21 protein-coding genes and 1 riboswitch are annotated in these 25,228 nt (G+C 48.7%); of the genes, 6 read left to right on the forward strand and 15 right to left on the reverse strand.

The window, feature by feature from the left end:
* Nucleotide 1 precedes the first annotated feature (1 nt).
* The 5 genes from PY479_RS01135 to nadK all read right to left on the reverse strand — a co-directional run bounded on the left by PY479_RS01135 (nt 2) and on the right by nadK (nt 8,412).
* Nucleotides 2-1,381: a lactate utilization protein B gene (locus PY479_RS01135; RefSeq protein ID WP_275482589.1), complete on the reverse strand. Its 1,380-nt coding sequence runs from the start codon at nt 1,379-1,381 to the stop codon at nt 2-4.
* Between the two features lie 10 nt (nt 1,382-1,391).
* On the reverse strand, nt 1,392-2,135 hold the full coding sequence (locus PY479_RS01140; protein ID WP_212595769.1) for a (Fe-S)-binding protein: 744 nt from the start codon (nt 2,133-2,135) through the stop codon (nt 1,392-1,394).
* A gap of 290 nt (nt 2,136-2,425) precedes the next feature.
* On the reverse strand, nt 2,426-5,233 hold the full coding sequence (locus PY479_RS01145; RefSeq protein ID WP_212595770.1) for an FAD-binding and (Fe-S)-binding domain-containing protein: 2,808 nt from the start codon (nt 5,231-5,233) through the stop codon (nt 2,426-2,428).
* Between the two features lie 81 nt (nt 5,234-5,314).
* Nucleotides 5,315-6,955 carry an L-lactate permease gene (locus PY479_RS01150; RefSeq protein WP_212595771.1) on the reverse strand — a complete coding sequence of 547 codons (1,641 nt, stop codon included), beginning with the start codon at nt 6,953-6,955 and terminating at the stop codon, nt 5,315-5,317.
* Nucleotides 6,956-7,530: 575 nt separating this feature from the next.
* Nucleotides 7,531-8,412, reverse strand: coding sequence for an NAD(+) kinase (nadK, locus tag PY479_RS01155; RefSeq protein ID WP_212595772.1), 882 nt, complete (start codon nt 8,410-8,412; stop codon nt 7,531-7,533).
* A 101-nt stretch (nt 8,413-8,513) separates the two neighbouring features.
* On the opposite strand from nadK, the gene grpE reads away from it, so the two are divergent.
* Nucleotides 8,514-9,128 carry a nucleotide exchange factor GrpE gene (gene grpE, locus PY479_RS01160; protein ID WP_212595773.1) on the forward strand — a complete coding sequence of 205 codons (615 nt, stop codon included), beginning with the start codon at nt 8,514-8,516 and terminating at the stop codon, nt 9,126-9,128.
* Between the two features lie 106 nt (nt 9,129-9,234).
* Here grpE and PY479_RS01165 read toward each other — a convergent pair whose 3' ends face one another.
* The 7 genes from PY479_RS01165 to PY479_RS01195 form a co-directional block, all read right to left on the reverse strand.
* On the reverse strand, nt 9,235-10,947 hold the full coding sequence (locus PY479_RS01165) for a proline--tRNA ligase (RefSeq protein ID WP_275482590.1): 1,713 nt from the start codon (nt 10,945-10,947) through the stop codon (nt 9,235-9,237).
* A 97-nt stretch (nt 10,948-11,044) separates the two neighbouring features.
* A complete protein-coding gene (locus tag PY479_RS01170; protein ID WP_275482591.1) occupies nt 11,045-11,701 on the reverse strand; it encodes an acyltransferase in 657 nt (218 codons plus the stop codon).
* The gene (tsaA, locus tag PY479_RS01175) at nt 11,688-12,434 is read right to left on the reverse strand and encodes a tRNA (N6-threonylcarbamoyladenosine(37)-N6)-methyltransferase TrmO (protein ID WP_275482592.1); all 747 of its coding nucleotides are present in this window, start codon (nt 12,432-12,434) and stop codon (nt 11,688-11,690) included. Before tsaA ends, PY479_RS01170 begins: the two co-directional genes overlap by 14 nt.
* 10 nt (nt 12,435-12,444) lie before the next feature.
* Entirely contained in the window at nt 12,445-12,822 is a 378-nt protein-coding gene (gene rcsF, locus PY479_RS01180) for an Rcs stress response system protein RcsF (RefSeq protein ID WP_212595777.1), read from the reverse strand.
* Nucleotides 12,823-12,996: 174 nt separating this feature from the next.
* A complete protein-coding gene (locus tag PY479_RS01185; protein WP_275482593.1) occupies nt 12,997-13,449 on the reverse strand; it encodes a hypothetical protein in 453 nt (150 codons plus the stop codon).
* 74 nt (nt 13,450-13,523) lie between these two features.
* Entirely contained in the window at nt 13,524-13,718 is a 195-nt protein-coding gene (locus PY479_RS01190; protein WP_275482594.1) for a hypothetical protein, read from the reverse strand.
* A 713-nt stretch (nt 13,719-14,431) separates the two neighbouring features.
* Nucleotides 14,432-14,827: an H-NS family nucleoid-associated regulatory protein gene (locus PY479_RS01195; RefSeq protein WP_212595780.1), complete on the reverse strand. Its 396-nt coding sequence runs from the start codon at nt 14,825-14,827 to the stop codon at nt 14,432-14,434.
* A 320-nt stretch (nt 14,828-15,147) separates the two neighbouring features.
* On the opposite strand from PY479_RS01195, the gene PY479_RS01200 reads away from it, so the two are divergent.
* The 3 genes from PY479_RS01200 (at nt 15,148) to PY479_RS01210 (ending at nt 18,753) form a co-directional block, all read left to right on the forward strand.
* Nucleotides 15,148-15,897, forward strand: a complete 750-nt coding sequence (locus PY479_RS01200; RefSeq protein ID WP_212595781.1) for an electron transfer flavoprotein subunit beta/FixA family protein — start codon at nt 15,148-15,150, stop codon at nt 15,895-15,897.
* 1 nt (nt 15,898) lies between these two features.
* Nucleotides 15,899-16,822, forward strand: a complete 924-nt coding sequence (locus PY479_RS01205; RefSeq protein ID WP_275482595.1) for an FAD-binding protein — start codon at nt 15,899-15,901, stop codon at nt 16,820-16,822.
* Between the two features lie 82 nt (nt 16,823-16,904).
* A riboswitch (Lysine riboswitch) is annotated at nt 16,905-17,097 on the forward strand.
* A 96-nt stretch (nt 17,098-17,193) separates the two neighbouring features.
* Nucleotides 17,194-18,753: a Na+/H+ antiporter NhaC family protein gene (locus PY479_RS01210; RefSeq protein ID WP_275482596.1), complete on the forward strand. Its 1,560-nt coding sequence runs from the start codon at nt 17,194-17,196 to the stop codon at nt 18,751-18,753.
* A 71-nt stretch (nt 18,754-18,824) separates the two neighbouring features.
* Here the strand turns inward: PY479_RS01210 and PY479_RS01215 are convergent, their stop codons facing one another.
* A complete protein-coding gene (locus PY479_RS01215; RefSeq protein WP_275482597.1) occupies nt 18,825-20,963 on the reverse strand; it encodes a M3 family metallopeptidase in 2,139 nt (712 codons plus the stop codon).
* Nucleotides 20,964-21,188: 225 nt separating this feature from the next.
* On the opposite strand from PY479_RS01215, the gene PY479_RS01220 reads away from it, so the two are divergent.
* On the forward strand, nt 21,189-21,767 hold the full coding sequence (locus tag PY479_RS01220; protein ID WP_212595785.1) for a thymidine kinase: 579 nt from the start codon (nt 21,189-21,191) through the stop codon (nt 21,765-21,767).
* A gap of 49 nt (nt 21,768-21,816) precedes the next feature.
* On the opposite strand, the gene PY479_RS01225 is transcribed toward PY479_RS01220, so the two are convergent.
* Nucleotides 21,817-22,935 (reverse strand): FUSC family protein, encoded by a 1,119-nt coding sequence (locus PY479_RS01225; RefSeq protein ID WP_212595786.1) that lies wholly within the window; start codon nt 22,933-22,935, stop codon nt 21,817-21,819.
* 238 nt (nt 22,936-23,173) lie between these two features.
* Entirely contained in the window at nt 23,174-24,580 is a 1,407-nt protein-coding gene (locus PY479_RS01230) for a M20/M25/M40 family metallo-hydrolase (RefSeq protein WP_212595787.1), read from the reverse strand.
* 135 nt (nt 24,581-24,715) lie between these two features.
* Here PY479_RS01230 and PY479_RS01235 point away from each other — a divergent pair, with 135 nt between their 5' ends.
* Complete coding sequence (locus tag PY479_RS01235; RefSeq protein WP_212595788.1) at nt 24,716-25,012, forward strand: metalloregulator ArsR/SmtB family transcription factor; 297 nt, start codon at nt 24,716-24,718, stop codon at nt 25,010-25,012.
* Nucleotides 25,013-25,228: the final 216 nt, after the last annotated feature.

A 25,228-nucleotide genomic window follows, 5' to 3' on the forward strand; every position in this document is an offset into this window, starting at 1 on the left:
GTTATTTGCTCCTGTTCTTCTTGTACCAAGCCTCAAAACTGGAGGCGGGCGCTTTTGGCAGCTCACGGTATTTACCCCAAGCCCCGGCAAATGGCTTGAGCAGACTGCCCGGCAGATAACGCAGACTGAAACGGGCCACACTCATGGCACAGTTCAACAAGGTCGGGCTGGACATCACTTTGCCCACCATTGGCATATAGCCAGCTTTGCCATAAGGCAGTTTGCCCGCTTCTGCTTTGAGACGCCGTTGATAAGCGATAATGTTGTGCAGCGGTACCTTGGTCGGGCAGACATAGGTACAGGAGCCACACAGGGTACAAGCCCATGGAATAGTGTTGGTGTCATCGTGTTTTGAACCAACGGCGATACCGATCGGGCCAGGAATAAAGTAGTTGTAGCTGTAACCACCACTGCGACGGTAAACAGGACAGGTATTCATACACCCACCACAGCGGATGCACTTCAGGCTTTCTGCCAGCAGTTTATCCTGCAGCATTTCGCTACGGCCGTTATCCACGATGATGATGTGCATTTCACCACCAGGTTTGGGACCGTGGTAGAAGCTGCTATAGGTAGTGATCAACTGTCCGATGGCATTACGCGCCAGTGTGCGCAGCAATACAGATGCTGCGGCCTTGTTCGGGATCAGTTTATCAATCCCCATGGAGTGCAATGTCAGTTTCGGCAGATTGCAGCCCATGTCGGCGTTACCTTCGTTGGTACACACCACGATGGCGCCTTCTTCAGCAATCCCCATGTTTACCCCGGTCATACCGGCATCCGCCGTCAGAAATTGCTCACGCAGATGGGCACGCGCTGCACGGGTGAGATAGGTCGGGTCACTGGCACCGGCTTCGGTACCAATTTTTTCGTGGAACAGCTGACCCACTTCCTCTTTTTTCAGGTGAATTGCCGGCACCACAATATGTGATGGTGGCTGCTTGTTGAGCTGAATAATACGTTCACCGAGGTCGGTGTCGATAACTTCAATCCCTTTACTTTCCAGATAAGGGTTGAGGTGACATTCTTCTGTCAGCATCGACTTGGATTTCACCAGTTTTTTCACCTGGTGCTGGCTGAGGATCTCATGGACGATGCGGTTGTGTTCATCACCGTCTTTGGCCCAGTGAACGATAATGCCATTCTTCTGGCAGTTGGCTTCAAACTGCTCCAAATACTGGGGCAGGTGGGTCAGCGTGTGCAGTTTGATTTCTGAACCCAGAGTTCGCAGATCTTCCCATTCCGGGACCGCAGCGGCGGCGCGATCGCGTTTCTGGCGCAGTAACCACAATGCTTTGGAGTGCCAGTCTACCCGGGCTTCGTCTTTGCAAAAAATATCGGCCTTGTCGGCGTGGCCAGCGCTGGTTTGTGCTTGTGACATCACGTGGCTCCTAGATGGCGTCGTTGAGGATCTGCGCCAGATGGCGGATTTCAATCGGCAGTTTGCGACGACGGACTAATCCATCCAGGTGCATCAGACAGGATGGGTCAAATCCGACAATATATTCGGCGCCAGTATTTGCGTGTGCCTGGGCTTTATCATTGCCCATCTTGGCCGATACTGCGCCTTCATCCATGGCAAACGTACCGCCAAAACCACAGCATTCATCACGAGGTTCTGGATAGAGGATCTCGACGCCTGGCACTTTTTCCAGCAATGCCGCCATCTTGTTAAAGCCGGGTTTCATGCTTTCGCTCGCGTTAGCCAGTTCCAACATACGCAGACCGTGGCAGGATAACTGCAGGCTGACTTTATGTGGGAATGGGCGTGGGAAGCTAGCTACCGGAGCCACATCATGTAAAAATTCGGTTAGCTCATAGAGCTTATCGATAACAGCCTTGGCTTCAGGGCTGTTGTCATATTCATGGAAGTTTTCCTTGGCGGCCACCAGGCAGGAGGCAGCTGGGCAGACTATGGCGTCACACTCGACACCTTTGAAAGCATTGAGCAACTTCATCACGGTACTGCGCGCTTCGTCAAAGCAACCTGAGTTGGTCATTGGCTGACCACAGCAGGTTTGCCCTTCTGGCAGTATCACGTCATGCCCCAGTTTTTCCAGCAACTCCGTTGTGGCAATCGCTACCTGTGGTAGCAGCTGATTGACCAGACAAGGGATAAATAAAGCTATCTTCATGGCGTTTCCTTAGTGCTTTTATCAACTTTGCTCACATTCGGACAGGTGGCAGTGTGGGTCACTGCTTCAGCTTATGTTGATTGTCGAATGTGCTTGCGAATATATACCTTAGCTCAACAGAGCGACAGTACCTATTCAGTAAATGATGATTTAAATTTTTTCAAAAATGAAAAAATATAAATATTTGATTATTATTATTTTATTTTTATATTTCCGTTGGATTTTTACCACGGAATTTTATTACATCGCATAAATGAAAAAGGGGAGTAATCACTCCCCTTGGTTATCAATTATCCGCGACTACATTCTTCCAGCAGATATGCCAGATGGCGATATGGCACACCACTATGGTGACTTAAGCCCACCTCGCACATGCGGTTGGCATAGTAACCTTCGTGCACTTCCGCTGGCAGCAACTTCTTAATGTTACGCAGCGCGGTTTCATTGATTTCCGGCTTATACAGACCTTTCTCACCTGCATAACCACAGCAATCAATGCCCGCTGGTCTGACAATATGTTCAGCACAGGCCGCAGTAATCGCTTCCATCTTAGGTTCGATGTGCATCTTTCGGGCAGAACAGCCCAGATGCAGCGCCACATTAGCTTTTTTAGTCAGCTTCAGCTTCGGCATCACTTCATCATGGAGGAAGTCCACCAGATCCAGGATCTTGAAGTCTGGGTTGCCAGTCAGCGTGCGGTAGGTACATGACAGCGCATCAATCACAATCGGGATTTCACCGTTGTTGGAGATCTGGCGCAGCACTTCAATCAGCTCATCACGTTTACCGTTAGCATTTTTGAAATCACCTTTGGATTCCCACATCTGACCACAGCACAGGCTACGAGTCTTTGGTGGGGTGATGATGTTGTAACCGGCACGCTCCAGCAGGGTGACAACGACATCCGGTAAGGTGCGATCATCTGGGTCTACTGGTGTCGGACCAAAGGTACGGCCACCACAGGCTGCGAAGTAAACCACAGTAGGCTGGCCTGGTTTTGGTGTCGATGGCTGAGGCAGATTGCCGCCTTTCGGAAAGTCAGGGTTCCAGTATGGCACTTCAGCAGAAATCGCCCGACCAGCTTTCATCATGCCGTTAGTGATGCTGTCGCCAGTCACTTTATGAATGATGTTGAGAATATTGAAGCCACTGCTCAAGGCTGTGTTCACTGCGCCCCAGTGTTTTGCCTGGAAATCCAGCACTTTCTGCTGTGTAGTGGTGATGTATGGCGTACGCAGTTTACGTACCAGTTGTCCCATGCTGTTATCTACTGGACAAGCGATAGTACACAACTGACAGGCGGCACAAGTATCTACCACATCATATTTGGCAGCGGCACGCATTTGCTCTGCAGCGGCTTTGTCGCCAATCTCTTCAAGACGGGCAATTTCACGCAGGGTGGCGATACGTTGACGTGGTGTCAGGTTTAACGCTGAAGTTGGACAGGTCTTTTCACAGAAACCACATTCAATACAACGGTCTACAAAATCATCAACCACTGGGCATGGCTTAATGTTTTTGACGTGTACCTGTTTGTCATCATTGAGGATAACACCAGGGTTCAGCAGGCCTTGTGGATCGAAGATCTGCTTGATGCTCTTCATCAGCGTATAAGCTTCATGACCCCATTCCAGCTCTACAAAGGGGGCTACCGCACGGCCAGTACCGTGTTCTGCTTTCATTGAGCCGTCGTATTTATTGATCACCATGTCAGCGACGGCATCCATGAAGTCATGGAAGCGAGTGATATCTTCTTCAGAATGGAATGTCGGGGTGATGATGAAGTGGAAGTTACCGGCCAATGCGTGACCGTAAATAACTCCTTCATGATATCCAAACTTGTGGAACAGTGCGGTCAGGTCATGCGCACAACTGGCCAGATGTTCGACTTCTACCGCGATGTCTTCGATGATGACTGAAGTGCCTTTTGGACGCGCACCACCGATGATAGGGAACAAGCCGGAACGCATTGCCCAGTATTTGCCATAGACTGCCGGATCGGTACTGAAGGTAATTGGGCGTTCAGTCTCAATGTGTGACAGCTTTTGAATAACATCCTGAGTGTATTTTTCCAGGGTTTCCTGGTCATTGGCACGGGATTCAATCAACAGAATCGCTGCGCCTTCAGGCAGTTCACTCAACCAGTCAGGCATCCCCGGTTTGCCGGTAACCGCTTTAATTGAGGCCCAGTCCAGCAGTTCGCCCGCGGCGACACTTTCACCCTGAATGGGGGGGATTGCGCGGGAAGCGTCTTCCATATTGAAGAATACTGCCAGCGCTGAGGCTTTAAATTTAGCTTCGTCTACCGTGTGGTACGTCACTTCGTTTACGAAGGCCAGAGTTCCTTCGGCACCCACCAATACGTGATTGATGATGTCAAATGGGTCTTCAAAATCCACCAACGAGTTCAGGCTGTAACCTGTGGTGTTTTTGATGGCATATTTTTTACGGATGCGAGCAGCCAGCGTTTCGTTAGCACGCGCCATCTCGCCAAGATTCTTCAACGATTCCAGTAATTCGCCATGAGATTGGCGGAAGGCTTCTTTTGAAGCTTCGGAGCCCGTATCTAATTCAGTGCCATCGGCCAAAACCAGTTTCACTGAAGCGATGGTCTGATAGCTGTTCTGGGCAGTACCACAGCACATGCCTGAGGCGTTGTTGGAGACAATACCGCCAACCATTGCAGAGGCCAGTGTTGCCGGGTCTGGACCGATTTTTTTATTCAAGGGCTTCAGTGCCGCGTTCGCATCGGAGCCGATGACCGCCGCGCCCAGTGTTACTTTGTTGGAGTCAGCACTGATATCAATCGTGCGGAAGCCATCAAAACCCAACATCAACAAGATGCCTTCGCCAATCGCTTGACCAGAAAGGCTGGTACCGGCTGCACGGAAAGTGACCGGCGCTTTATGCTTTCGTGCCACTTCTAAGGTCTTCTTCACATCATCCAGCGTTTCAGCATGAACAACCACTTCCGGCACAATGCGGAAATAACTGGCGTCAGTCGACCAGGCAAAACGTCGTACCGGATCATTGCTAACGGCGCGTTCCCCCAGCAACTGGCGCAGACTTTCAGTTACAGCTTGATAATTGATTGACATAAGACATCTCTTTTGAACATTAGCCACATAAGTTGGCAGGGGCTACATCGGCCCCTGCTTCCAGTCTGTTATAAGTTACGTTTAGTAACCGCCCCATACAAAGGCGATGGTCCCAGCCAGCAGCGCATAGCCCAGCGCTACCGGCATAGTTTTACGAATAATTTCTGATTCGCGGCCAGCCATCCCTACTACAGTCGCAGCAGCAACCACGTTCATAACACACATCATGTTACCAGCGTTTGCGCCCATACCCTGTAACGCAAGGATAAGAGTGTGATTGCCGTTGATATTTTCAGCAACACTGTACTGTAAACCAGAGAACATCATGTTAGAGAAGGTGGCACTGCCTGACAGGAAGGCCCCGAAGATCCCCACGATTGGTGCTATCCATTCCCAGACAGAACCAAGACTGCTACCCAGCAGGTTAGCCAGCGCAACTGGCATAGAAGACAGGCCAGCTTCGTTGGCACCAGAGTTCAGGAAGATTTTCACCATCGGTACTGATGCACCCAGAGAGATGATGGTTGGGATCATGGATTTACAAGAAACGGTGACTGAGTTCTTGATGGCCTCACTGTTCATGCGGAACAGGAAAAAGCCCAAGATACAAACGGCAACGAAGAAGGCACCCGGAGCATACAGCGTAGCAAAACTGGCTTTCAGACTGGTGCCCATGATGCCGGTGATGCTGATGTTAAAGCTGGCTAACCAGGCTTTCAGCGGTGCAACTGTACGTGATAACACCAACAATGCCGCCATAATCAAGTAAGGAGTCCAGGCAGCAAGTTGGCTGAAGTGGGCTTCAGCATGTGCCACTGTCGCACCTTCTTCATTTTCTGCAAAGTCATGCCATGGTTGTTTCGGCAGTAACCAGCCTTTACGGGCAACTGGGATCACCAATGCCATGCCCACCAACGCACCGATAACGGATGGGAATTCTGGGCCGGCGAAGTAGTTGATTAACCAGGCAGGTACGGTAAATGCGAAACCTGCAAACAGGGCAAATTTCCAGATTGCCAAGCCTTCTTTAAAGGACTTCTTACGGCCGAAGAAGCCGGTAAGAATGGACACCATAATCAAGGGGATGATTGAACCGCAAATCAGGTCCATGGTGATCATATGATTGGCAATGAACTGAGCGTAGCCAGTGTAATGACCGCCGTGTTGGGCAATCTGGCTAGCAGCCATGCTAGTACCACCTTGCATCAATCCTTGTTCCATACCGAACAGTACTGGCAGACCGATAGCCCCAAAGGACACGCAGACGGAGTCAGCAATCAATGCCACAACGGCAGCGGCCACTGGCGGGATACCCAATAATACCAGCAGTGGTGCAGCAATAGCGGCAGGTGTCCCAAAGCCGGCAGAACCCTCAATGAAAGAACCGAACAACCAGCAGATGATGATCACCTGTACCCGCGCATCAGCACTGATATTAGTGAAACCAGCCCTGATGGTGTCCATGGCGCCAGAGTATTTCAAGGTGTTCAGCAGAAATACCGCACCAAAGATGATGGTCAGCGGTGTGATCGCTGCCAACAGGCCTTCAACGACTGATGCAGTCAGCAGATGAGTATCCATGTGCCAGATAAACACTGCAGCCAGACCGGTAATCACCATAGAGATCGGCATCGCCTTGGATGCGGGCATACGTAATAACACCAGGAACAGCATTACGCTGATGACTGGACTCAGACTTGCGAGGAGTTGCAGAAAGGTCATGTTTGCCTCTTATTTTCATGTTGCTTGTAGTTGTCATTATTCCGGTCCAAGCCCCCAACGGATCTCGGCCAGTTTTTTTATATGTGGATAATCTTTGTCAATTTGCTCAGCTTAAACATGATCTAGATCATCATGAGAAGGCTGAAGGCCGTCATTTTGCGGCTATGAGAGGTTGCGCAGGAAAGACATTGTATTAATTGTGATTAATATCACAAGTTTTTTTAACAGATAATTCTGTAAGGGAATGAAGTTTTGATTGATTATGTGGCATTTCTATTTATAGGCATTATTTCATCTGTTTTTGAAAGTTGTTGATCTGATTTTTTCACCATTGATTAAAACTTAGGATTTGTTTAGCAATTTCTAATGTGAAGTAGATCACATTAGAAATGGCTAAACATGTACAAAATATAAGCAAATACAAATGTAGCTTAAAAAACAGGTGGTTAAAAAGTGATTCAGGCGGGTTGGTCAGGTAAAGTTGGTGTAGCACTATAATTTCTCTCAAAATCAAATTATGAAAGAAAGTATCAAAAGTGTTATCAATCGTCAGATTTTCTGTTAGAAAACCTTCGTTAAAATAGCTTGCTGCCCCAACCTAATTTGTGTCGAAGCACGTGAAAATAGTTGTAACCTTTCGGATGGATTAGCTTCAATTGTTCGCTGGTATTGCGACGAATGATGATTTCATCACCCGGCATGACCGCCAGCGTTACGTGGCCATCACAACCCACCTCCAGTGTTTCGCCATTATCAGGAGAAACCACTAGCTTGATGGTACTTTTGGCATCGACCACAATCGGTCGGCAGGAGAGGGTATGTGGGAACATTGGCACCAAGATCAGTGCCTCAAGATTAGGGGTCAGAATGGCACCGCCAGCAGAGAGTGCATAAGCGGTTGACCCCGTGGGGGTAGAGACAATCATGCCATCTGCGCGTTGGCTGTACATGAACTGATCGTCAATATACACCTCATATTCAATCATATGGGCAATTTTGCCAGGATGCAGTACCGCCTCGTTCACTGCGGTGTTAGACGCTTTCAGTTCGCCATGACGGTGAACTTCCGCTTCCAACAGAAACCGGTGCTCAGTTTCATATTCGCCTTTGAGGACCTTTGACAGTGATTCCTCAAAAGCATCAGGTGGTAAGTCAGTGAGAAATCCCAGATGACCGCGATTGACACCGATGACGCCAATATCATATTTCGCCAGCACCCGCGCAGCTCCAAGCATGTTGCCATCACCACCAACGACAATGGCTAAATCACAACGTTCGCCGATTTCCAGTAGGTCGACGGCTTCAACTCCTTGGCCTAACTCCGTGGCAACCCGCTCTTCTACCAACACTTGATGGTGCCGAGCCTGCAACCAGTGCATCAAACGCTTTAATGTTTGAGTAGTGCCCTGATGGTGTGGTTTACCAATCAAGCCGATTGTGTGAAATTCTGCGGTCATACTTTTTAGAACCCAAGGGTTGAAACGGCGCAATTGATCCCCATAATATGCGCAGAGCATGCAGAAACAAAGCATTTAAGGCATTTTTAGCTGGAGTGAAAATGAGCAAAGAGTCACATAACGCAGAGCAGGAGCAGGTGGAAAACGTTGCCGCTGCACAGAGCAATAGCACGGAACAAACTGCAGGTGCCAGTGCCATAGATGAACTGACCCAGGCCAATTTCCGTATTGAAGAGCTGGAAAAGGCGTTAGCTGAAGTTCAGGCAAAAGTCCTCGAGCAGCAAGACTCAGTGGTACGTGCCGCTGCCGAAGTGGACAATATCCGTCGTCGTGCGGCATTGGATGTGGAAAAGGCCCATAAGTTTGCTCTGGAGAAGTTCGTTAACGAATTACTGCCAGTCATCGACAACATGGAACGTGCCTTGGTGGGCGCTGATAAAGCCGATGAGACCATGAAGGCGATGTTTGAAGGGGTGGAGCTAACCCAGAAAACCCTGTTGGCTGCCGTGGAAAAATTTGGTGTGAAGCAGGTTGATCCGTTAGGACAGCCATTTAACCCCGAGCAGCATCAGGCCATCGGTATGCAGCCAAGTTCCGAGTATCCTGCTAACAGTGTGATGTTGGTAATGCAGAAAGGTTACATGCTGAATGAGCGTCTGTTGCGCCCAGCCATGGTAATGGTGTCTCAGGGCGGTGGGGTTAATACCCAAGCTTGATTTGAAGTTACCCATAAAAAACGCAGCGTTGCTGCGTTTTTTTATGGGCGTAACCGGCCGACTGTTTTTGACCGAGTACCCTGTCAGACAAGGTACTCAATTCAAGTTAAACGGTGGCGTTTTTGATGAAGTCGACAATCTCTGCCATCGGGATTTCTTGTTTTTCCCCGGTACGGCGGTTCTTGTATTCAAACACCCTGGCATCAATGTTACGGTCACCAATCACAATGGCGTGAGGGATCCCCAGCAGTTCCATATCAGCAAACATCACACCAGGACGTTCTTTACGATCATCAAACAGCACTTCGATACCCGCGGCTTGCAGATCTTTATAAAGCTGTTCCGCAATATCGGTAACGCGATGAGACTTGTGCATATTCATTGGCAGAATGCCTACTTTGAACGGCGCAATCGCATCTGGCCAGATAATGCCGCGATCATCATGATTCTGTTCAATTGCAGCGGCCACGATACGACTGACGCCGACACCATAACAACCCATTAGCATGATTTGCGCCTTGCCGTTTTCATCCAGCACGCTCGCATTCATCGCTTGTGAATAACGAGTACCTAACTGGAAGATATGGCCCACTTCAATACCACGGGCGAAGGCATAAATGCCCTTACCGTCTGGAGTGGCTTCACCTTCAACCACATTACGGATATCAAATGCCTGTGGCAGTGCGACATCGCGTTCCCAGTTGATGTTGAAATAGTGCTTACCATCGACATTCGCGCCTGCGCCAAAATCACTCATCACCGCAACCGCATGGTCAATATACAGCGGCATTTTCAGGCCAACTGGGCCTAGCGAACCCGGACCGGCACCAATGGCGGCGCGAATTTCTGCTTCAGTGGCAAATTCCAGCGGTGCCAGCACGCCTGGCAGCTTGCTGGCTTTGACTTCGTTCAGCTCGTGATCGCCACGTACCATCACTGCAACCAATGGCGTGTCTTCGCTGTCGCCGCGAACAATCAGTGTTTTAGCGGTTTTTTCGATGGCAAGACCAAACTGACTGACCAGTTCGTCAATGGTTTTGGCATCGGGGGTATCTACCAATTGCATGACCGCAGTGGCTGCCGCGCGAGTGGTGGTTGGCATTGGGGACTCAGCTTTCTCAATATTGGCGGCGTAATCGCTGCCAGTGGCGTAGGCGATCAAGTCTTCACCACTCTGGGCCAGCACATGGAACTCATGGGACATGCTGCCACCGATAGAACCGGTATCAGCCAGTACCGGGCGAAATTCCAGTCCCATACGTGACATGATGTTGCAATAAGCGGTGTACATGGCGTGATAGGTATCATCCATGGTCTGCTGATCCAGATGGAAAGAGTAGGCATCTTTCATCAGGAACTCACGCGCACGCATCACGCCGAAACGTGGGCGCACTTCATCGCGGAATTTGGTCTGGATCTGGAACAGGGTCAGCGGTAACTGTTTGTATGAGCTGATCTCTTTGCGGATCAGGTCAGTGATCACTTCTTCGTGAGTTGGCCCCAATACGAAATCGCGGTTATTGCGATCAACAAAGCGCAGCAGTTCCGGACCAAACTTGTCCCAACGACCACTTTCTACCCACAGATCGCCTGGCTGTACCATTGGCATCAGGATTTCGATGGCGCCAGCTTTTTCCATCTCTTCGCGCACGATGGCTTCTACTTTACGTAGAACACGCAAACCGGATGGCAACCAGCTGTATAGACCAGAAGCATTGCGACGGATCATCCCGGCGCGCAGCATAAGTTGATGACTAACCACTTCTGCGTTGGCAGGAGTTTCCTTTTGAGTTGATAGCAGGTATTGGCTGATTCGCATTTACCCAGGACCCCATGAAATTGAATGGGCGACATTTTATCACCTGCTTTGATGATGTCACGCTACCACTGCGGGGAAATCCACAATTTTATGCTGGTCAGTCCGATGGCAAATCGATATTACTGCCTGAGAGCGGCTTTTCCCGCCGATCACCAATGATAACGGCCGGATTACCCGCAACAATTGCCCATGCTGGCACGTCCTTAGTCACAATGGCACCCATGCCGATAACGGCACCATCTCCAATCGTCACGCCATCGACAATCCCCACCTGCGCACCAATCCATACGTCACAGCCGATCACAATCCCGCGGGATTGGCTGCTTTGACGATACACCGGCATATCCGGTGCCATGCCGTGATTGAACGCATAGATGGTGACATTATTGGCAATGCGCGTCTGGTTACCGATGACAATGCCTTTGCTGCCGCCGTCCAGTGAGCAATTGTGGTTGATACTGATTTCATCGCCTAGGGTGATGGGACCATGAAGAAAGCAGTTGGCGGCAATCATGCATTGTCTGCCGATGGTGATCGCGCGGCCGGGTTCAGCAAACAGCGCCGCCTCAGGCGCGATAAAACAGTTGTCGCCAATAGTGATGGTTTCCAGTTGCGAGAGTTGTTGCTGGACTTGTTGTTGCCAGGGGGTTGCCCACAGCAGGTGTTTAGGTTTTAAGCGATACCAAAGCCAGGGCATCCACGACAGCCGCTTTTTGTGCTGCTCTTGTAACGCTTCAGCACTAGGCGTCGGCATCGCGTTGCTGCTCTTGTCGTTGTGAGGGGGCCGGTTGCAGCTCCACCACTTCAATACCTGATGGGGTGGCGTACCAGAAGATATCCAGATCGTATAACGCCACCTGATAACGTTTAGGGTCATCTTTCGCCTTTTTGTAGGCGGGGCGCGGATCCTGCGCCAGCACCGCGATTATCAGTTGCTTAAGGCCGGGATACTGTGCGCTGATCTTAGCAATCTGTGCCTCTGCGGCATCGGTAAAACCGACATCTACCTGTTCCGGGGCTTGCTGGGCAATACCACCAAGTGCATCAGGAATAGCATCGGAAAATGGAATGTAGGGTTTGATATCGATAACCGGTGTGCCGTCCAGCAGATCCATACCCGAAATCTCCAATACCACTTTGCCTTTTTGCTGATGGACTGCGTGCAGTTTCACTACCGACTGACCGATACCATTGGGGCGGAAGGTCGAGCGAGTGGCAAATACCCCGAGTTTTTCATTGCCACCCAGCCTTGGCGGGCGCACCGTGGTTTTCCAGCCTTGAGCCAGATTTTCGTGGAAACAAAACAACAGCCAGAGATGGGAATACTGTTCCAGTCCTCTTACTGCATCAATGTGGTTGTATGGGGGAATGAGCTCGACATAGCCGCGGACAAAATCCACCAGTCCAGGCTGTCTGGGGATGCCGAACTTCTGTTTATAAGGCGTTCGGCATACAGCAACGGCTTCAATTCGGTTTTCAAATTGCATAAAGGAAAGATCAGTTCTTCTGGTGCAGACGGATAGCTTGTCCTACACAAATGGCACTGCTATAGCAGCCTTTGCCGGGTTCTTTTAGCTCCGTGCAACTTTTGATAATCAGGCCGTTGGCCTTGATATCAGCGGCCTTACGGCGAGCATCCGTGCGGGCATCTGCTAAACTGACGGGCGCGCCATTTTCTTCCATCTGGCAAGCATTACCCTCTACCATGCCCAGCGTGTCATAAGGCACTGTTGGCTGAGTATGATCAAACAGCTGCACTTCAGAAGGCTTAAAATATTCTTTAAATGCCTTGCGATCGAGATTGGAGTTAAAACTGTAGTCGCTGCCACAGGCGCAAATAATTGCAGCGAGTGGAATAATAACCAGTTGTTTCATGGTCGGACCTTATGAATAGAGGGGCGGATTACGCCCTGCGACAAAGCAGAACGCTTATGTCAATTCTATCGCTTGAGATACATTTGATAAAGCTGACGATAACGATAATTCAGATCAATCTGATGCCCATCTATATATATTACTTCAATTTTACGGGGCATTGGGTCGAGAACATCAGCCATCGCTGACTACCAGACTGACATCATAGCCCTCAGTCATGGCGTCATGCCCGGTGGCACCAACTAACTCGCATCGTCGGTTATGGCTTTTAGGGCTGCTTCCGGTGTTAAAACCCCTTGAGACAGCCTGTGCGGCTGAGGGCAGGTTACGGCTGTCCCCGTCATCGCTAAGATCAATAACAAAGGGAATACCGACTTCTTTCCGTAGTTCTGCCACCTTGAATGCCTGACCAATCGGTTCATCGGCTCGCTGAGGCTGCGACCAGCGCTGGACTTTTCGGAGCGCTCGTTCCCGGTGGTGCAGTTGCGATAAGGATACATTGGCAGCCGAGGACTCATCTCTGACCTCTGGCGCTGCAGGAAAATTTAACGGCAATCCCCGTTGTGGTCGATAGCTTGCCAGTGCGTTGATGCGTGCAAATTCCTGCACCGATCCTAATAGCTGCATAGCCGGGTTTTGTCGCTTAATAACTGCGCTGCTCTTAATTTATTGTTAAGAATGCCACCATTAAATATTACCGCTTATGCTCTTATATTATTTAACTGTTTAAGTGCGATATTAACTGCTGCGGCTGGAATGTCTTCTGAATAATCCTTGGCTTTGGTAACGCGGTCATTATACCAACGGGCAACACTAACCGCCTGGCAGATAAGGGCGATAACGCCCATTAAAGCCGTCGGATAATCCTGAGCCGATTTACCTTTATTAAAGGCCATAAATTGCTTAGTTCGGGATTTATATACCACCTCATTTACGTTTTATCTACCAGTGATAAAGACTCTGCTGCACCCTGAAATATTCCATCTAAGTAAGCACTTTGTACGGCAGTAAAGCCATTCTTTATGCTCTTTTATCGGGATATATCTGAGAAATCCATTCCTTTTCTGTGTGATTAGTGCCAATTAGCTGCATTACCTTCGATAGGTTTTATTTTATATATCGGCGGCGAAAATGTGTTTAGCTTTTGCGTTTGTACAAGCGCCTATTCTGCATAGTGGTCAATAAATTTTGGGTAAATTCGATAACCGGATAGATTAATTTCATAGCCATTTATCGGGATGTCATTTCCTGCAACGATTTTGATAAATTTATTATTTTCTATTAGCCGGATGGCATCATGCAGTGCACTGGCTGACTACCGCAACAGGGCAGATAGCTTAACGCGGTTATCCGCTGAGTTGTCATTGAGTTGGCGGGGTTTAGCCTGAGAGGCCATATAGGCTAGGGCGCAAAGCGTCACAGTGAACATCTGCAGTTCATCAATGGAATGACCTTTTTAAGTGAATATGACAGCAGTACTGTTATTGCGCAAACGATGTAAAAAACAATGACTAATTGTAAGTATTATAAATATATAATGTTTTATTAAAGTACGGGCATTAGATATAAAAAAACCCCGATTAGCGGGGCTTTTAAATACTTGGCGCTGTTAGTCGATGAGAAAATCATCCATTGAGCGACCTTTTTCAACTTCAGTTTTAAAGACAGTTGGCATACGGCCTTGACCGGTCCAAGTAATAGTTTCGCCAGCAACTTCAATTTTATACTTTGCCGGACGCGGTGCACGTTTTTTAGTCGGTTTAACTGCAGTTACAACACCTAAATCTTCAACAGAAAGACCAACGGATTCCATCTGCTGACGGATTTCTTCAATTTTAGCCAGACGATCTGCCTGAGCTTTGGCTTCTTCAGCAGCTTCTTCTTCGCGTTCAGTTACGATTTTTTCCAGTTTACTGGCAAGATCACGTAGTTCTTCAACGCTAAGATCTTTAACCGCTGCCTTAAAACGACGTGCGTGAGTCAATATTTCAAGAAATTCGCTCATATTTATTTTGATTCCACTTCTTATAAAACTTGGGATTTAAAAAGACACCATTGCGAATAATAGAAACATTACTTAAATGGATCAAATGAAATTCTGTTAATTGGCGATTTTTTTTAATTCCCATATTTTTTAGACTTAAATTCAGCACGTATTTTTCAGCGATTAGAAATTACCTTCAATAAATTGAAAATAAAACACCTGTTTAAATTATATTGACGTGAACGTAAACGTAGCATAGAGTTGCTGCAAACAGGAGGCACCCTGACGGGAACTCCGGTATTATCAAAACATTTGTTACGAGTGCAGCGAAGGACGTTCCTATGAAAGTAATGGTACCCGTAAAACGTGTGGTAGATGCCAACGTTAACATTCGAGTCAATGCCGAGCATACAGCGGTAGACACCGCCAATGTTAAAATGGCGCTCAATCCTTTTTGTGAAATTGCCGTAGAAGAAGCGGTCCGTCTTAAAGAAGCCGGAAAAGCCGACGAAGTGTTGGTTGTGAGTATCGGTCCCAAAGTGGCTCAAGAACAATTACGTACCGCAATGGCTTTGGGGGCTGACCGCGCTATTTTGGTTGAAACTGATGAAGTGTTATCACCTTTATCCGTCGCTAAAGTGCTCCAGGCAGTACAGTTACGGGAACAGGCAGACCTTATTTTGCTGGGCAAGCAGTCCATTGATGGTGATAACAATCAGACTGGTCAGATGCTGGCGGCTTTACTGGATGTGCCGCAGGCCACCTTTGCTTCAGAACTCCATGTCGATGGTGGACAACTGACCGTGAACCGTGAAATTGATGGTGGCGTACAAACATTGACATTACCGCTGCCCGCCATAGTGACCGCCGATTTGCGTCTCAATGAGCCACGCTATGCATCGCTGCCAAATATTATGAAAGCCAAACGGAAACCATTGGACACCGTTACTGCCGCTGAACTGGGCGTAACACTAAAACAACACCAGCAGATACTGTCAGTGACTCCGCCTGCTGAACGCAAAGCTGGGGTGATGGTGTCCTCTGTCGAGGAACTGGTAGATAAGCTGAAACATGAAGCAAAGGTGATCTGAGATGACCGTATTAGTAATTGCCGAACATGATAATGTCAGCCTGAAAGCTGAGACTGCCAAGGTGGTGGCTGCCGCCATAAATCTGGCTGATGAAATTGAAGTATTGGTTGCCGGCAGTGATTGCGCGACGGTCGTCGATACGGCGGCCAAATTGCACGGTGTTAAGCGGGTATTAGTCGCAGATAATGCGGTTTATCAAGCACAGTTTGCGGATAATCTGGCCAAGCTGGTCGCCAATATTGCCGTTGGGCATAGCCATGTGTTGGCGGCGGCCTCTTCGGCAGGCAAAGATCTGTTACCTCGAGTCGCAGCATTGCTGGATGTCGCGATGGTGTCCGAAATCATTAAAGTTGTTGATGCTGATACTTTCGTGCGCCCGATATATGCAGGTAATGCGTTGGAAACCGTGAAAAGCCTAGATGCGGTGAAGGTTGCGACTGTTCGCGTCAGTGCTTTTGATGCCATAACCAGCGACGCAAATGCCGATGTAGTGGTAATCGATCAGGTGGTGGCATCTGTGTGCCATGAGTTATCCCATACCATGGCGGTATCCGAACGACCAGAACTTGGTAATGCCAGAGTCGTCATCTCCGGTGGTCGTGCGCTGGGAAGTGCCGAAAATTTTGCTATGTTAGAAACGCTTGCCGATAAACTCGGTGGTGCAGTGGGGGCTTCTCGTGCTGCCGTGGACGCGGGTTATATCAGCAATGATCTACAGGTCGGACAAACCGGTAAGATTGTCGCTCCTGAACTGTATATTGCGGTTGGAATTTCCGGGGCTATTCAGCACTTGGCGGGTATGAAGGACTCGAAAGTTATTGTCGCCATCAACAAGGATCCACAAGCGCCAATTTTCCAGGTTGCGGATTATGGTCTGGAGGCTGACTTGTTTGAGGCGTTGCCAAGATTGGCAGAGTTGATTTAATTCAATATCTGCGTCAGGATAGGCAGCAACGGGCAGCACCCTTGCTGCCTTTTTTATTATCTGCCTCACGCCTGCTGGCGATCTGAGAAGTAGAGGCGCACCTGATATAAGTAACGGCAAGCTGGGTGATACCGTTTAATGTGCCGCGAAAGGATCCGGTGCCGAAACAGCTGGAACGATCAATTCCGCTGTTGGGGCTGTTCCCGAATAGGGGCAGCACTGCCATGGTAGGCTAGCAATAGTCGAATTAACTGCCGTGGAGCGCTACTGAAAAGACGTCGATCATCTATGATCGGCCAGGTATTCAACACAGTAATGTCTGTGACCTACCTTTTTGTGCCTCCCGCCGGTCACACAAGAATATATTAAAAATGACAGTACTCAGTTATGCCGATTCGGCACTTTCTCTTTTGCCCCCAGTGGTGGCAATCATCCTGGCGATCATGACGCGTAAGGTGTTGTTATCGCTTGGCGTTGGTATTCTTATTGGTACGCTTTTACTGAATCAATGGTCAGTGACTGACTCTGCTATTTATCTCAGTGACAAGGTGTCTGGCTTATTCTGGAGCAATGGTGCACCGAATAGCTGGAACCTGTATATCTTAGGTTTTCTGATTGTGCTGGGAATGATCACGGCGCTGATCACCGTCAGTGGTTCTGCCCGTGCTTTCGCAAACTGGGCTAAACAGCACATTCGCAAACGCCGCGACGCTAAGTTACTCACGATGTTTCTCGGATGTGTGGTGTTTATTGATGATTACTTCAATAGTCTGGTGGTTGGCAGTATCTGCAAACCGCTGACTGACCGTTATTATATTTCCCGGGCTAAATTGGCCTATTTGCTGGATTCGACAGCAGCACCGGTATGTGTGATCTCCCCGGTATCCAGTTGGGGGGCTTATATCATCGCGTTGATTGGTGGCATTCTGACGACGCATGGTGTGACTTCGATGGGACATCTAACCGCTTTTGTCGAGATGATCCCGATGAATTTCTATCCTTTATTTGCATTGTTGCTGTTGTTGTTTGTGGCGATGTTTGAGTTGGATGTTGGTCCGATGCGACGCCATGAACTCAGTGCGCGCAAGGGCCAACTCTATGATGAAGCCAAAGGCGTGCCTCCTGGCGCCACCGCGGAACTGGCAGAAGCCGAAACCGGTAAAGTGGGCGGTTTGTTTATTCCAATTTCGGTACTGGTTGTTGCTACGCTGTATTTTATGATTGCCAGCGGTGCTGATGTGCTCTCAAGCGAAGGCAAACCTTTTTCGGTGATTGGTGCCTTTGAAAAAACCGACGTGAGTTCGTCATTGTTTTTTGGTGCCTTGCTTGGTTTGTTCACCACCTTGGTATTAGCGGTGCGACAGAAACTGTCATTTAAAGAAATCGCTCTGGGCATATATGTGGGGGCTAAGTCGATGCTGCCAGCGATCTATATTCTGCTGTTCGCATGGACAATTTCCGGCATTATTGGTCAGTTGGAAACCGGTAAATTTATGGCGAGTCTGGCGGGCGGTAATATTCCGTTTGCGCTGCTGCCAGCGGTATTGTTTGTGCTGGCTGGGTTTACGGCTTTTGCTACTGGCACCAGTTGGGGCACCTTTGGCATTATGTTGCCCATCGCGGCAGATATGGCGATGGGAACGCATCAGGGGATGATGTTGCCAATGATGGCAGCCGTATTGTCAGGTTCGGTATTTGGCGATCATTGCTCACCAATTTCAGACACGACTATTTTGTCTTCTACCGGCGCGAGCTGCCACCATATTGACCATGTTATGACGCAATTGCCTTATGCATTATTAGTCGCCGTTATCTCGCTGGGAGGCTATCTGGTGATGGGCTATACCGAGTCGGTCGCATTGGGCTTGTTATCTTGTTTAGTGTTATTTTTTATTGGGTTGTTCTGGTTCCGCTTAAAATCCGATAACTAGTCATACCGCATAAAAAAACGCAGCGACTGCTGCGTTTTTTATCACGATAACTGCTCAATGCTAACCATTGATTACATCAATCCCCGGCGTTTCAACAGTCCATCGGTGGTGGGTTGTTGCCCGCGGAAATTCTCATAAGCTTCCATTGGTGGCACGCTGTTGCCAACTTCACGAATTGCCTTACGGAACTTCATGCCGATATCACGATTGAGTCCCCCTTGTGTCTGCACATAAGCAAAGGCATCTGCCGCGAGGATCTCACTCCACATATAGGCGTAATAACTGGCGCTGTAGCCGCCTGGGAATGAATGCGCAAAATAGCTGGAACGATAACGTGGTGGTACTGCTGCTAAATTCACCCCATGTTTTGCCAATGCTTTAGCTTCAAACTGTTCAACATTTTGCAGGGGCGCATCTGCACTCAGGCTATGCCATTCCAGATCCAGTAACGCAGCGGACATATACTCAAGCGTATCAAAGCCCATGTTGAAGCTACGGGAGCGCAATAGTTTGTCCAGCATATCTTTCGGCAGCGGCTCACCAGTCTGATAGTGCTTGGCATAGTTGGCTAACACCTGCGGATGACCGGCCCAATCTTCTTCAAAGGTGGATGGAAACTCGACAAAGTCTCTTGAAACAGCGGTACCAGAGAGGCTAGGGTAGGTGACATTAGAAAACATGCCGTGGGTGCCATGACCAAGTTCATGGAACATAGTGGTGACCTGGTCATAACTGACAAACGTTGGTTCGCCATCAGGTGCTTTCTGGATATTCATGACATTGACCACCACTGGTTTTTGCCCCAGTAGCGTGCTTTGCCGGACAAAAGAACTCATCCAGGCCCCGCCACGTTTGCCTTCTCGGGCAAAATAGTCACCGTAGAATATCGCCAAGCTAGTGCCATCAGCATCAAACACTTCCCAGGCTTTTACATCTGGATGATATACCGGCAGATCGGGTCTTGGTTTAAACGTCACGCCGTAAAGTTGATTAAGGGTGTAGAATACGCCGTCCTGCAGTACCCGATTGAATTCAAAATAGGGTTTCAGGCTGTTCTCATCCAAGTCGTATTGCTGTTGTCGCACTTTTTCAGCGTAATAAGCCCAATCCCACGGCTGCAGGGTGAAGTTGCCGCCGGTCTTGGTGATCATCGCCTGAATGGCGTTAGCTTCTTGCTGCGTATTTGCTACCACCGCTGGCACCATCGAGCCAAACATCTCAAATACTGCTTGTGGCGTTTTCGCCATTTGTGGTGCCAAACGATAGCTGGCCCAATTATCAAATCCGAGCAATTGCGCTTTTTCGGCGCGCAGTTGGGCCAAACGGGCAACCAGTGATACCGTTTCATCTGCGCCGCTGAGCCCTCGGTTCGCCGATGCCTGCCAGATTTTCTGACGCAGTTCGCGGTTATGCAGTTGTGCTAACACCGGTTGTCGCGTGGTATTAGTGATATTCAGCAGGTATTTACCTTCATAGCCTGCGTCTTTGGCATCTTTGGCGGCATTGCGGATGGCGGAATCAGACAAACCATCAAGTTGCGCCACATCATCTATCACCACGGCGCTAGCTTTGGTAAGTCTTAGCAGTCGCTGCTGGAATTCGTTGGTAAGCTTGGACTGTTCTTCATTGAGGACTCGAATTTGCAGTTTCTGTGCTTCGCTCAACTGTGCGCCGGCCAAGACAAAGCGCTGGTGATAGTCTTCAATGAGCCTTATCTGCTCGGCATTCAGCCCCAACTGTTGCCTTTGTTGATAGAGCGTATCAATACGGGCGAATAGTGTAGGATTAAGGTTGATATTGTCGGTGTGTGCCGCCATTTTGGGCGCCATTTCGCTCTGAATACGACGGATTTCTGGGGTACTGTTGGAACCGCTCAGATTGTAAAAAACAGCAGAAACGCGACCCAGGAGTGCACCTGATTTTTCCAGTGCCACAATGGTGTTGTCAAAGGTAGGTAGTGCTTCCTGATTGGCAATCGTCTGGACTTCTCTGTCATGCGCGGCAATCCCAGCTTCCAACGCGGGCTGAAAGTGCTGCGTGTGGATCTGGCTGAAATCTGGGGCTTGATACTGCAATACGCTGGGACTAAAGAAGGGATTCTGCTGCACTGCGTCAGTGACTACTGCAACCTGCGATTTATTGTCATGACCGACACAGCCGGTCAGTAACAAGGCTTGTCCCAGTGCCAATGCTAAAAGAGTTTTGTGCATATTATACGGTTCCATTGTCGTTAGCAGATGAACGCTGCACGCTAACAATCACGACTTAATCCAAACTGAAACACTCGGTTTTGAAGGCGTTACCTCGGACTGAAATTGTAACAATTTGATTAACTTTATCCCGTGGCATATGCGCTCAGACACAGTGCTGGGCGCTGATTTTTGGGTGTAAACAGGGTAATATGAGCCTCATCCAATACTCAGGGAGCAGCGGTTTTGGCTCAGCTTTACTTTTACTATTCGGCGATGAATGCCGGGAAATCCACGTCTTTACTGCAATCCTCATATAACTATCGTGAGCGTGGTATGAACACCTTGGTGATGACCCCGGCGATTGATAATCGCTTCGGTACCGGCAAGGTGGCATCTCGTATTGGTCTGGAAAGTGATGCACTGATATTTCATGGTGATGACGACCTGGTGAAAATTATTGAGTCTGAGCACCAGCAAACGTTTATTCATTGTGTGCTGGTGGATGAGTCCCAATTTTTAAGCAAAGAACAGGTTAAGCAGTTAGCTTATGTCGTCGATAAGCTCGATATTCCCGTGCTGTGTTATGGCCTGCGTACTGACTTTCAGGGAGAACTTTTCAGTGGCAGTCAGTATTTGCTCGCATGGGCCGACAAACTGGTAGAGCTTAAAACTATCTGTTTCTGTGGGCGCAAAGCCAATATGGTGGTGCGCCGTGATAGTGAAGGTCATCCGGTAAGAGAAGGGGTGCAGGTTGCGATTGGTGGCAATGAAAGTTATGAATCTGTGTGCCGTAAACACTTCCGCGAACTGATTTGGGACTGATGATTTCAACTAGCCATTAAGCCGTTACCCATTAACGGCTTAACTGTGCTTATTCACCGATGATGTTCGCTAACAGTAGCTTCTGATTAGCATAAGCTTGTTCCAGTTTATCCAGCTCGTTATCAATCGCCAATAATGCCAACGCCAGCTGATAGATAAGCCAGCTATAGCCGCTATATGCAAAGTGTTGATAGTCTGCCTGCGTACTATCGGTAGCAATAGTGCCATGTTGGGCTGACAACAGCTGTTGTTGTAGTTGTTGTTCAAGTCCTGCCGGTAGTTTCGGGCGCTCATTGGTTTTGCTATTTACGTAGTCTGCCAGTGCGGCAAAGTCTTGCTGCAGATGAACGGCAATCTGTTTGATACGGCTGTATGCTTCATTCTCTTCCTCGCTCCAATGAGTCATCAGCAGCAGTTCCAGTAAGGTAATTACCCGTACTTGTTCGTTTGCCAATTCCGTGAGGATTTGAGGGTGTTTTTTCAGCGTCTGACTTTCCCACTCTAAGGAGAACAGCAGCTTCTTCTGGGCGAGTACCGCTTTCATGGCATTTTCCAGTTTGCTGCGTTCGGCCGGTAATTCAGAATCAGAGCTGGCCTTGACATGGTTGTCCAGCACGCTCGCCATCAGGGAGAATGATTTACCTAACTGGGCGCGCCAGTCCTGCTTGGCTTTAATCGGCAGCACAAACAGCGAAACCAGCACCGCGATAACGCATCCGATAAGGATGTTGGCACTGCGCCACAATGCTTCAGAGGTATCGTGATTGGCGTCGCCAATCACAATGATCATGGTAAAACCGGTCACCAGATAGGCGTAGCTGTATCGCCCGGCGTTGAGCAAAACCACCACACACACACCAAGGATCAGTAACCCCATCAGGTTCCAGTAACTGTCGATCGCGACCACCAGAAACACCCCATAGGCCGAGCCTATCAAGGTCCCAATGGCACGTTGTAAGGATTTTTCGATGGCACCACCGACCTGTGGCAGACCCATCATAATGATCACAATGGTTACCATGGCCCAAATGAAGTGCGGCACTGGTTTGATCCAGTTTCCCAGGGCAACGATAGACAGAGCTAACGCAATTTTCAGCGTGTGGATAATGCGGGCGTGGCGATAAATGAAACTGGCAAAAACGCTGGGTTTTTCGAATAAGGGGATCATTGGGTTAATTTTGAAACTTTCGTAACTAAAGTGAATTATCGCAGAAATTATGTTTTCTCTCGCTCATTTCCAGTTTAAAAAACTGAAAAATGAGACCTAAGTAGAGAGTTTACTACATAAATGGTGATGAGTGTCACAAATGAAATGGTGTTCGGGAGAATGTTGCGCTGTTTTTGAACATGTGTGTTACAGGGTATTCACAGGGAAGCCGCAACGGTTACAACTTCCCCACTGATTATTACTTAGAACCGCTGGTTAATGGTCTTAACGGCAGTATTGATTGTGCCATCTGATAGGCAAATGACGCATAGACCGCAACGTTTTGTGCTAACGCCGCCGGTTCAATCTTATCTAACGTATCATTGGGCGTATGGTGATAATCAAAGTAGTCTTCACCATCCTGGCGCAGTGAGGCAACCGGAACCCCGTAGGCAGGTAACAATGATACTTCTGAGCCTCCTCGAGCCTGGTTATCACCATTAGTGACACCTTGTGCCGCCAATACTGATAACTGTTGCTGTACCGCAGACAACGCTGCACTATTTACCTTAACGTCTGCGCGATAAATTCGTCCCGCGCCGAAATCGGATTCGGCGGCAATGTAATGGTCATTCATTTCTGCTTGATGTTGCGCCGCATAAGCTTTACCACCGATCAACCCAATCTCTTCGGCAGCAAAGAGCACCACCCGCACAGTCCTGGCCGGACGTTTTGGCTGATCGCCTATTAACTTTGCCGCTGCCGTGACAATAGCAACGCCAGCAGCATCATCTATCGCGCCAGTGCCCTCATCCCATGAGTCCAGATGTGCACCCAGTAATACAATCTCTTTTGGCTTGCTGCTGCCGGTAACTTCACCAATAACGTTGTAAGTGGTAGTGGTGCCAAGATCTTTTGGCGTCATCTTCAGAGCTAAGGTCACTTCATGACCGCGAGTTAACATGGCGTCCAGTTGGGTCGCATCTGGGTTCGTTAATGCCGCCGCAGGGATTTTGGGCACACCATCCTGATAATGCATCAGCCCTGTATGTGCCATACGATCATGGTCGGTACCGATTGAACGGATGAGCACTGCCACTGCGCCTTTGCGGGCGGCCTCAACTGCGCCGTTAGCTCGGCCGCCAACGCTTTTACCATAGCCGCTACCATTTTTATGGCGTTCAGTCTTTTGGTCGATGAACACTATTTTTCCCGCGACTAAGGAAGGCTCGGCGGCAATAAGGGACTGCAAATCGTTGAAACGGATTACTGTTGCCTGCAACCCTTGTGTTGGCGTGGCAACACTTCCGCCTAATGCGGTGATTATCAGTTTTTGCGGATATGGCGCTATTACAGCGGCACTGGCTTCTCCGCGTTGCCATACTGGAACCGTGACTGGTTCGCGGTAAACTTTATCAAACCCGAGTGATTTCAGCTTGGCTTCGGCCCAATCCACTGCCAGGGCATTTTCATGGCTGCCAGCAAGTCTGGGACCGACTTCGACAGTAAGGGATTCGGCAATTTTGTATGCCAAATCTGATTTCAGGGCATTGTGCTGTAAATTGCTGACAACTTCTTGATTTGTATACTCAGTTGCTGAAACTTTTAGGAGTGATAAATTGCATAGCAGCGTTACAGCGCATAATAGCAGGGTAGGCTTTTTCATCAATTTCCTTCTTTTTTATAACGTGTGTCCCATTTTTAAAAACAATCTAACAAAAAATGTGCTTTGCGTCCCGACTAACTGCGTTAGCCACGGCTATATTAGGGTCGGAATTTATTAAAGGAGAGTGGGCTCGTTATGAATATAGAATTAATGCAACAGCGAGCAGACCATGCGGTCGTATTGCTGAAGGCACTTGCTAATGAGAGACGATTATTTATTCTGTGCTATCTCTTGAATGAAGGGGAGATGTGTGTCGGAGACATGAATAAGAAACTCGGCTTAAGCCAGTCCGCATTGTCTCAACATCTAGCCTGGCTGCGTAAAGATAATCTGGTAGCCACTCGAAAGGAAGCACAAACGGTTTATTACTCTCTGAAGAGTGACGAAGTCAAAGAGATGATCCGTTTAATTGACAATCTTTATTGCCATTAAACGGTTGCGTGCACTTTTAGAGACGTATTAGCAATTTTTGGCTGGTAGCCTGGATAAGTTATCCGCAGCGCAGTATGTGACTGCTGCGGAAGAATAGTAGTGGACATGGCCAGCCAAAACGTTGTAGTTGTTAGCTCGTTTTATCTACTGATGTGATTTTGCCTTTCTCCGAACGCTATCCTCTCAAGTTGTTCTCTTAAGCGATAAATTCTCAAA

It is taken from the genome of Shewanella sp. A32 (genome assembly GCF_029167175.1).
Classification (GTDB): domain Bacteria; phylum Pseudomonadota; class Gammaproteobacteria; order Enterobacterales; family Shewanellaceae; genus Shewanella; species Shewanella yunxiaonensis.

What these genes read in the sequence shown, in the direction of transcription:
- PY479_RS01140 (WP_212595769.1), bottom strand. Translation starts at nt 2,135, where the DNA reads ATGAAGATAGCTTTATTTATCCCTTGTCTGGTCAATCAGCTGCTACCA.
- PY479_RS01200 (WP_212595781.1), top strand. Translation starts at nt 15,148, where the DNA reads ATGAAAGTAATGGTACCCGTAAAACGTGTGGTAGATGCCAACGTTAAC.
- nadK (WP_212595772.1), bottom strand. Translation starts at nt 8,412, where the DNA reads ATGACCGCAGAATTTCACACAATCGGCTTGATTGGTAAACCACACCAT.
- PY479_RS01195 (WP_212595780.1), bottom strand. Translation starts at nt 14,827, where the DNA reads ATGAGCGAATTTCTTGAAATATTGACTCACGCACGTCGTTTTAAGGCA.
- PY479_RS01225 (WP_212595786.1), bottom strand. Translation starts at nt 22,935, where the DNA reads ATGATCCCCTTATTCGAAAAACCCAGCGTTTTTGCCAGTTTCATTTAT.
- PY479_RS01205 (WP_275482595.1), top strand. Translation starts at nt 15,899, where the DNA reads ATGACCGTATTAGTAATTGCCGAACATGATAATGTCAGCCTGAAAGCT.
- PY479_RS01135 (WP_275482589.1), bottom strand. Translation starts at nt 1,381, where the DNA reads ATGTCACAAGCACAAACCAGCGCTGGCCACGCCGACAAGGCCGATATT.
- tsaA (WP_275482592.1), bottom strand. Translation starts at nt 12,434, where the DNA reads ATGCAATTTGAAAACCGAATTGAAGCCGTTGCTGTATGCCGAACGCCT.
- PY479_RS01150 (WP_212595771.1), bottom strand. Translation starts at nt 6,955, where the DNA reads ATGACCTTTCTGCAACTCCTCGCAAGTCTGAGTCCAGTCATCAGCGTA.
- PY479_RS01190 (WP_275482594.1), bottom strand. Translation starts at nt 13,718, where the DNA reads ATGGCCTTTAATAAAGGTAAATCGGCTCAGGATTATCCGACGGCTTTA.
- grpE (WP_212595773.1), top strand. Translation starts at nt 8,514, where the DNA reads ATGAGCAAAGAGTCACATAACGCAGAGCAGGAGCAGGTGGAAAACGTT.
- PY479_RS01165 (WP_275482590.1), bottom strand. Translation starts at nt 10,947, where the DNA reads ATGCGAATCAGCCAATACCTGCTATCAACTCAAAAGGAAACTCCTGCC.
- PY479_RS01235 (WP_212595788.1), top strand. Translation starts at nt 24,716, where the DNA reads ATGAATATAGAATTAATGCAACAGCGAGCAGACCATGCGGTCGTATTG.
- PY479_RS01145 (WP_212595770.1), bottom strand. Translation starts at nt 5,233, where the DNA reads ATGTCAATCAATTATCAAGCTGTAACTGAAAGTCTGCGCCAGTTGCTG.
- PY479_RS01185 (WP_275482593.1), bottom strand. Translation starts at nt 13,449, where the DNA reads ATGCAGCTATTAGGATCGGTGCAGGAATTTGCACGCATCAACGCACTG.
- PY479_RS01210 (WP_275482596.1), top strand. Translation starts at nt 17,194, where the DNA reads ATGACAGTACTCAGTTATGCCGATTCGGCACTTTCTCTTTTGCCCCCA.
- PY479_RS01230 (WP_212595787.1), bottom strand. Translation starts at nt 24,580, where the DNA reads ATGAAAAAGCCTACCCTGCTATTATGCGCTGTAACGCTGCTATGCAAT.
- rcsF (WP_212595777.1), bottom strand. Translation starts at nt 12,822, where the DNA reads ATGAAACAACTGGTTATTATTCCACTCGCTGCAATTATTTGCGCCTGT.
- PY479_RS01170 (WP_275482591.1), bottom strand. Translation starts at nt 11,701, where the DNA reads ATGCCGACGCCTAGTGCTGAAGCGTTACAAGAGCAGCACAAAAAGCGG.
- PY479_RS01215 (WP_275482597.1), bottom strand. Translation starts at nt 20,963, where the DNA reads ATGCACAAAACTCTTTTAGCATTGGCACTGGGACAAGCCTTGTTACTG.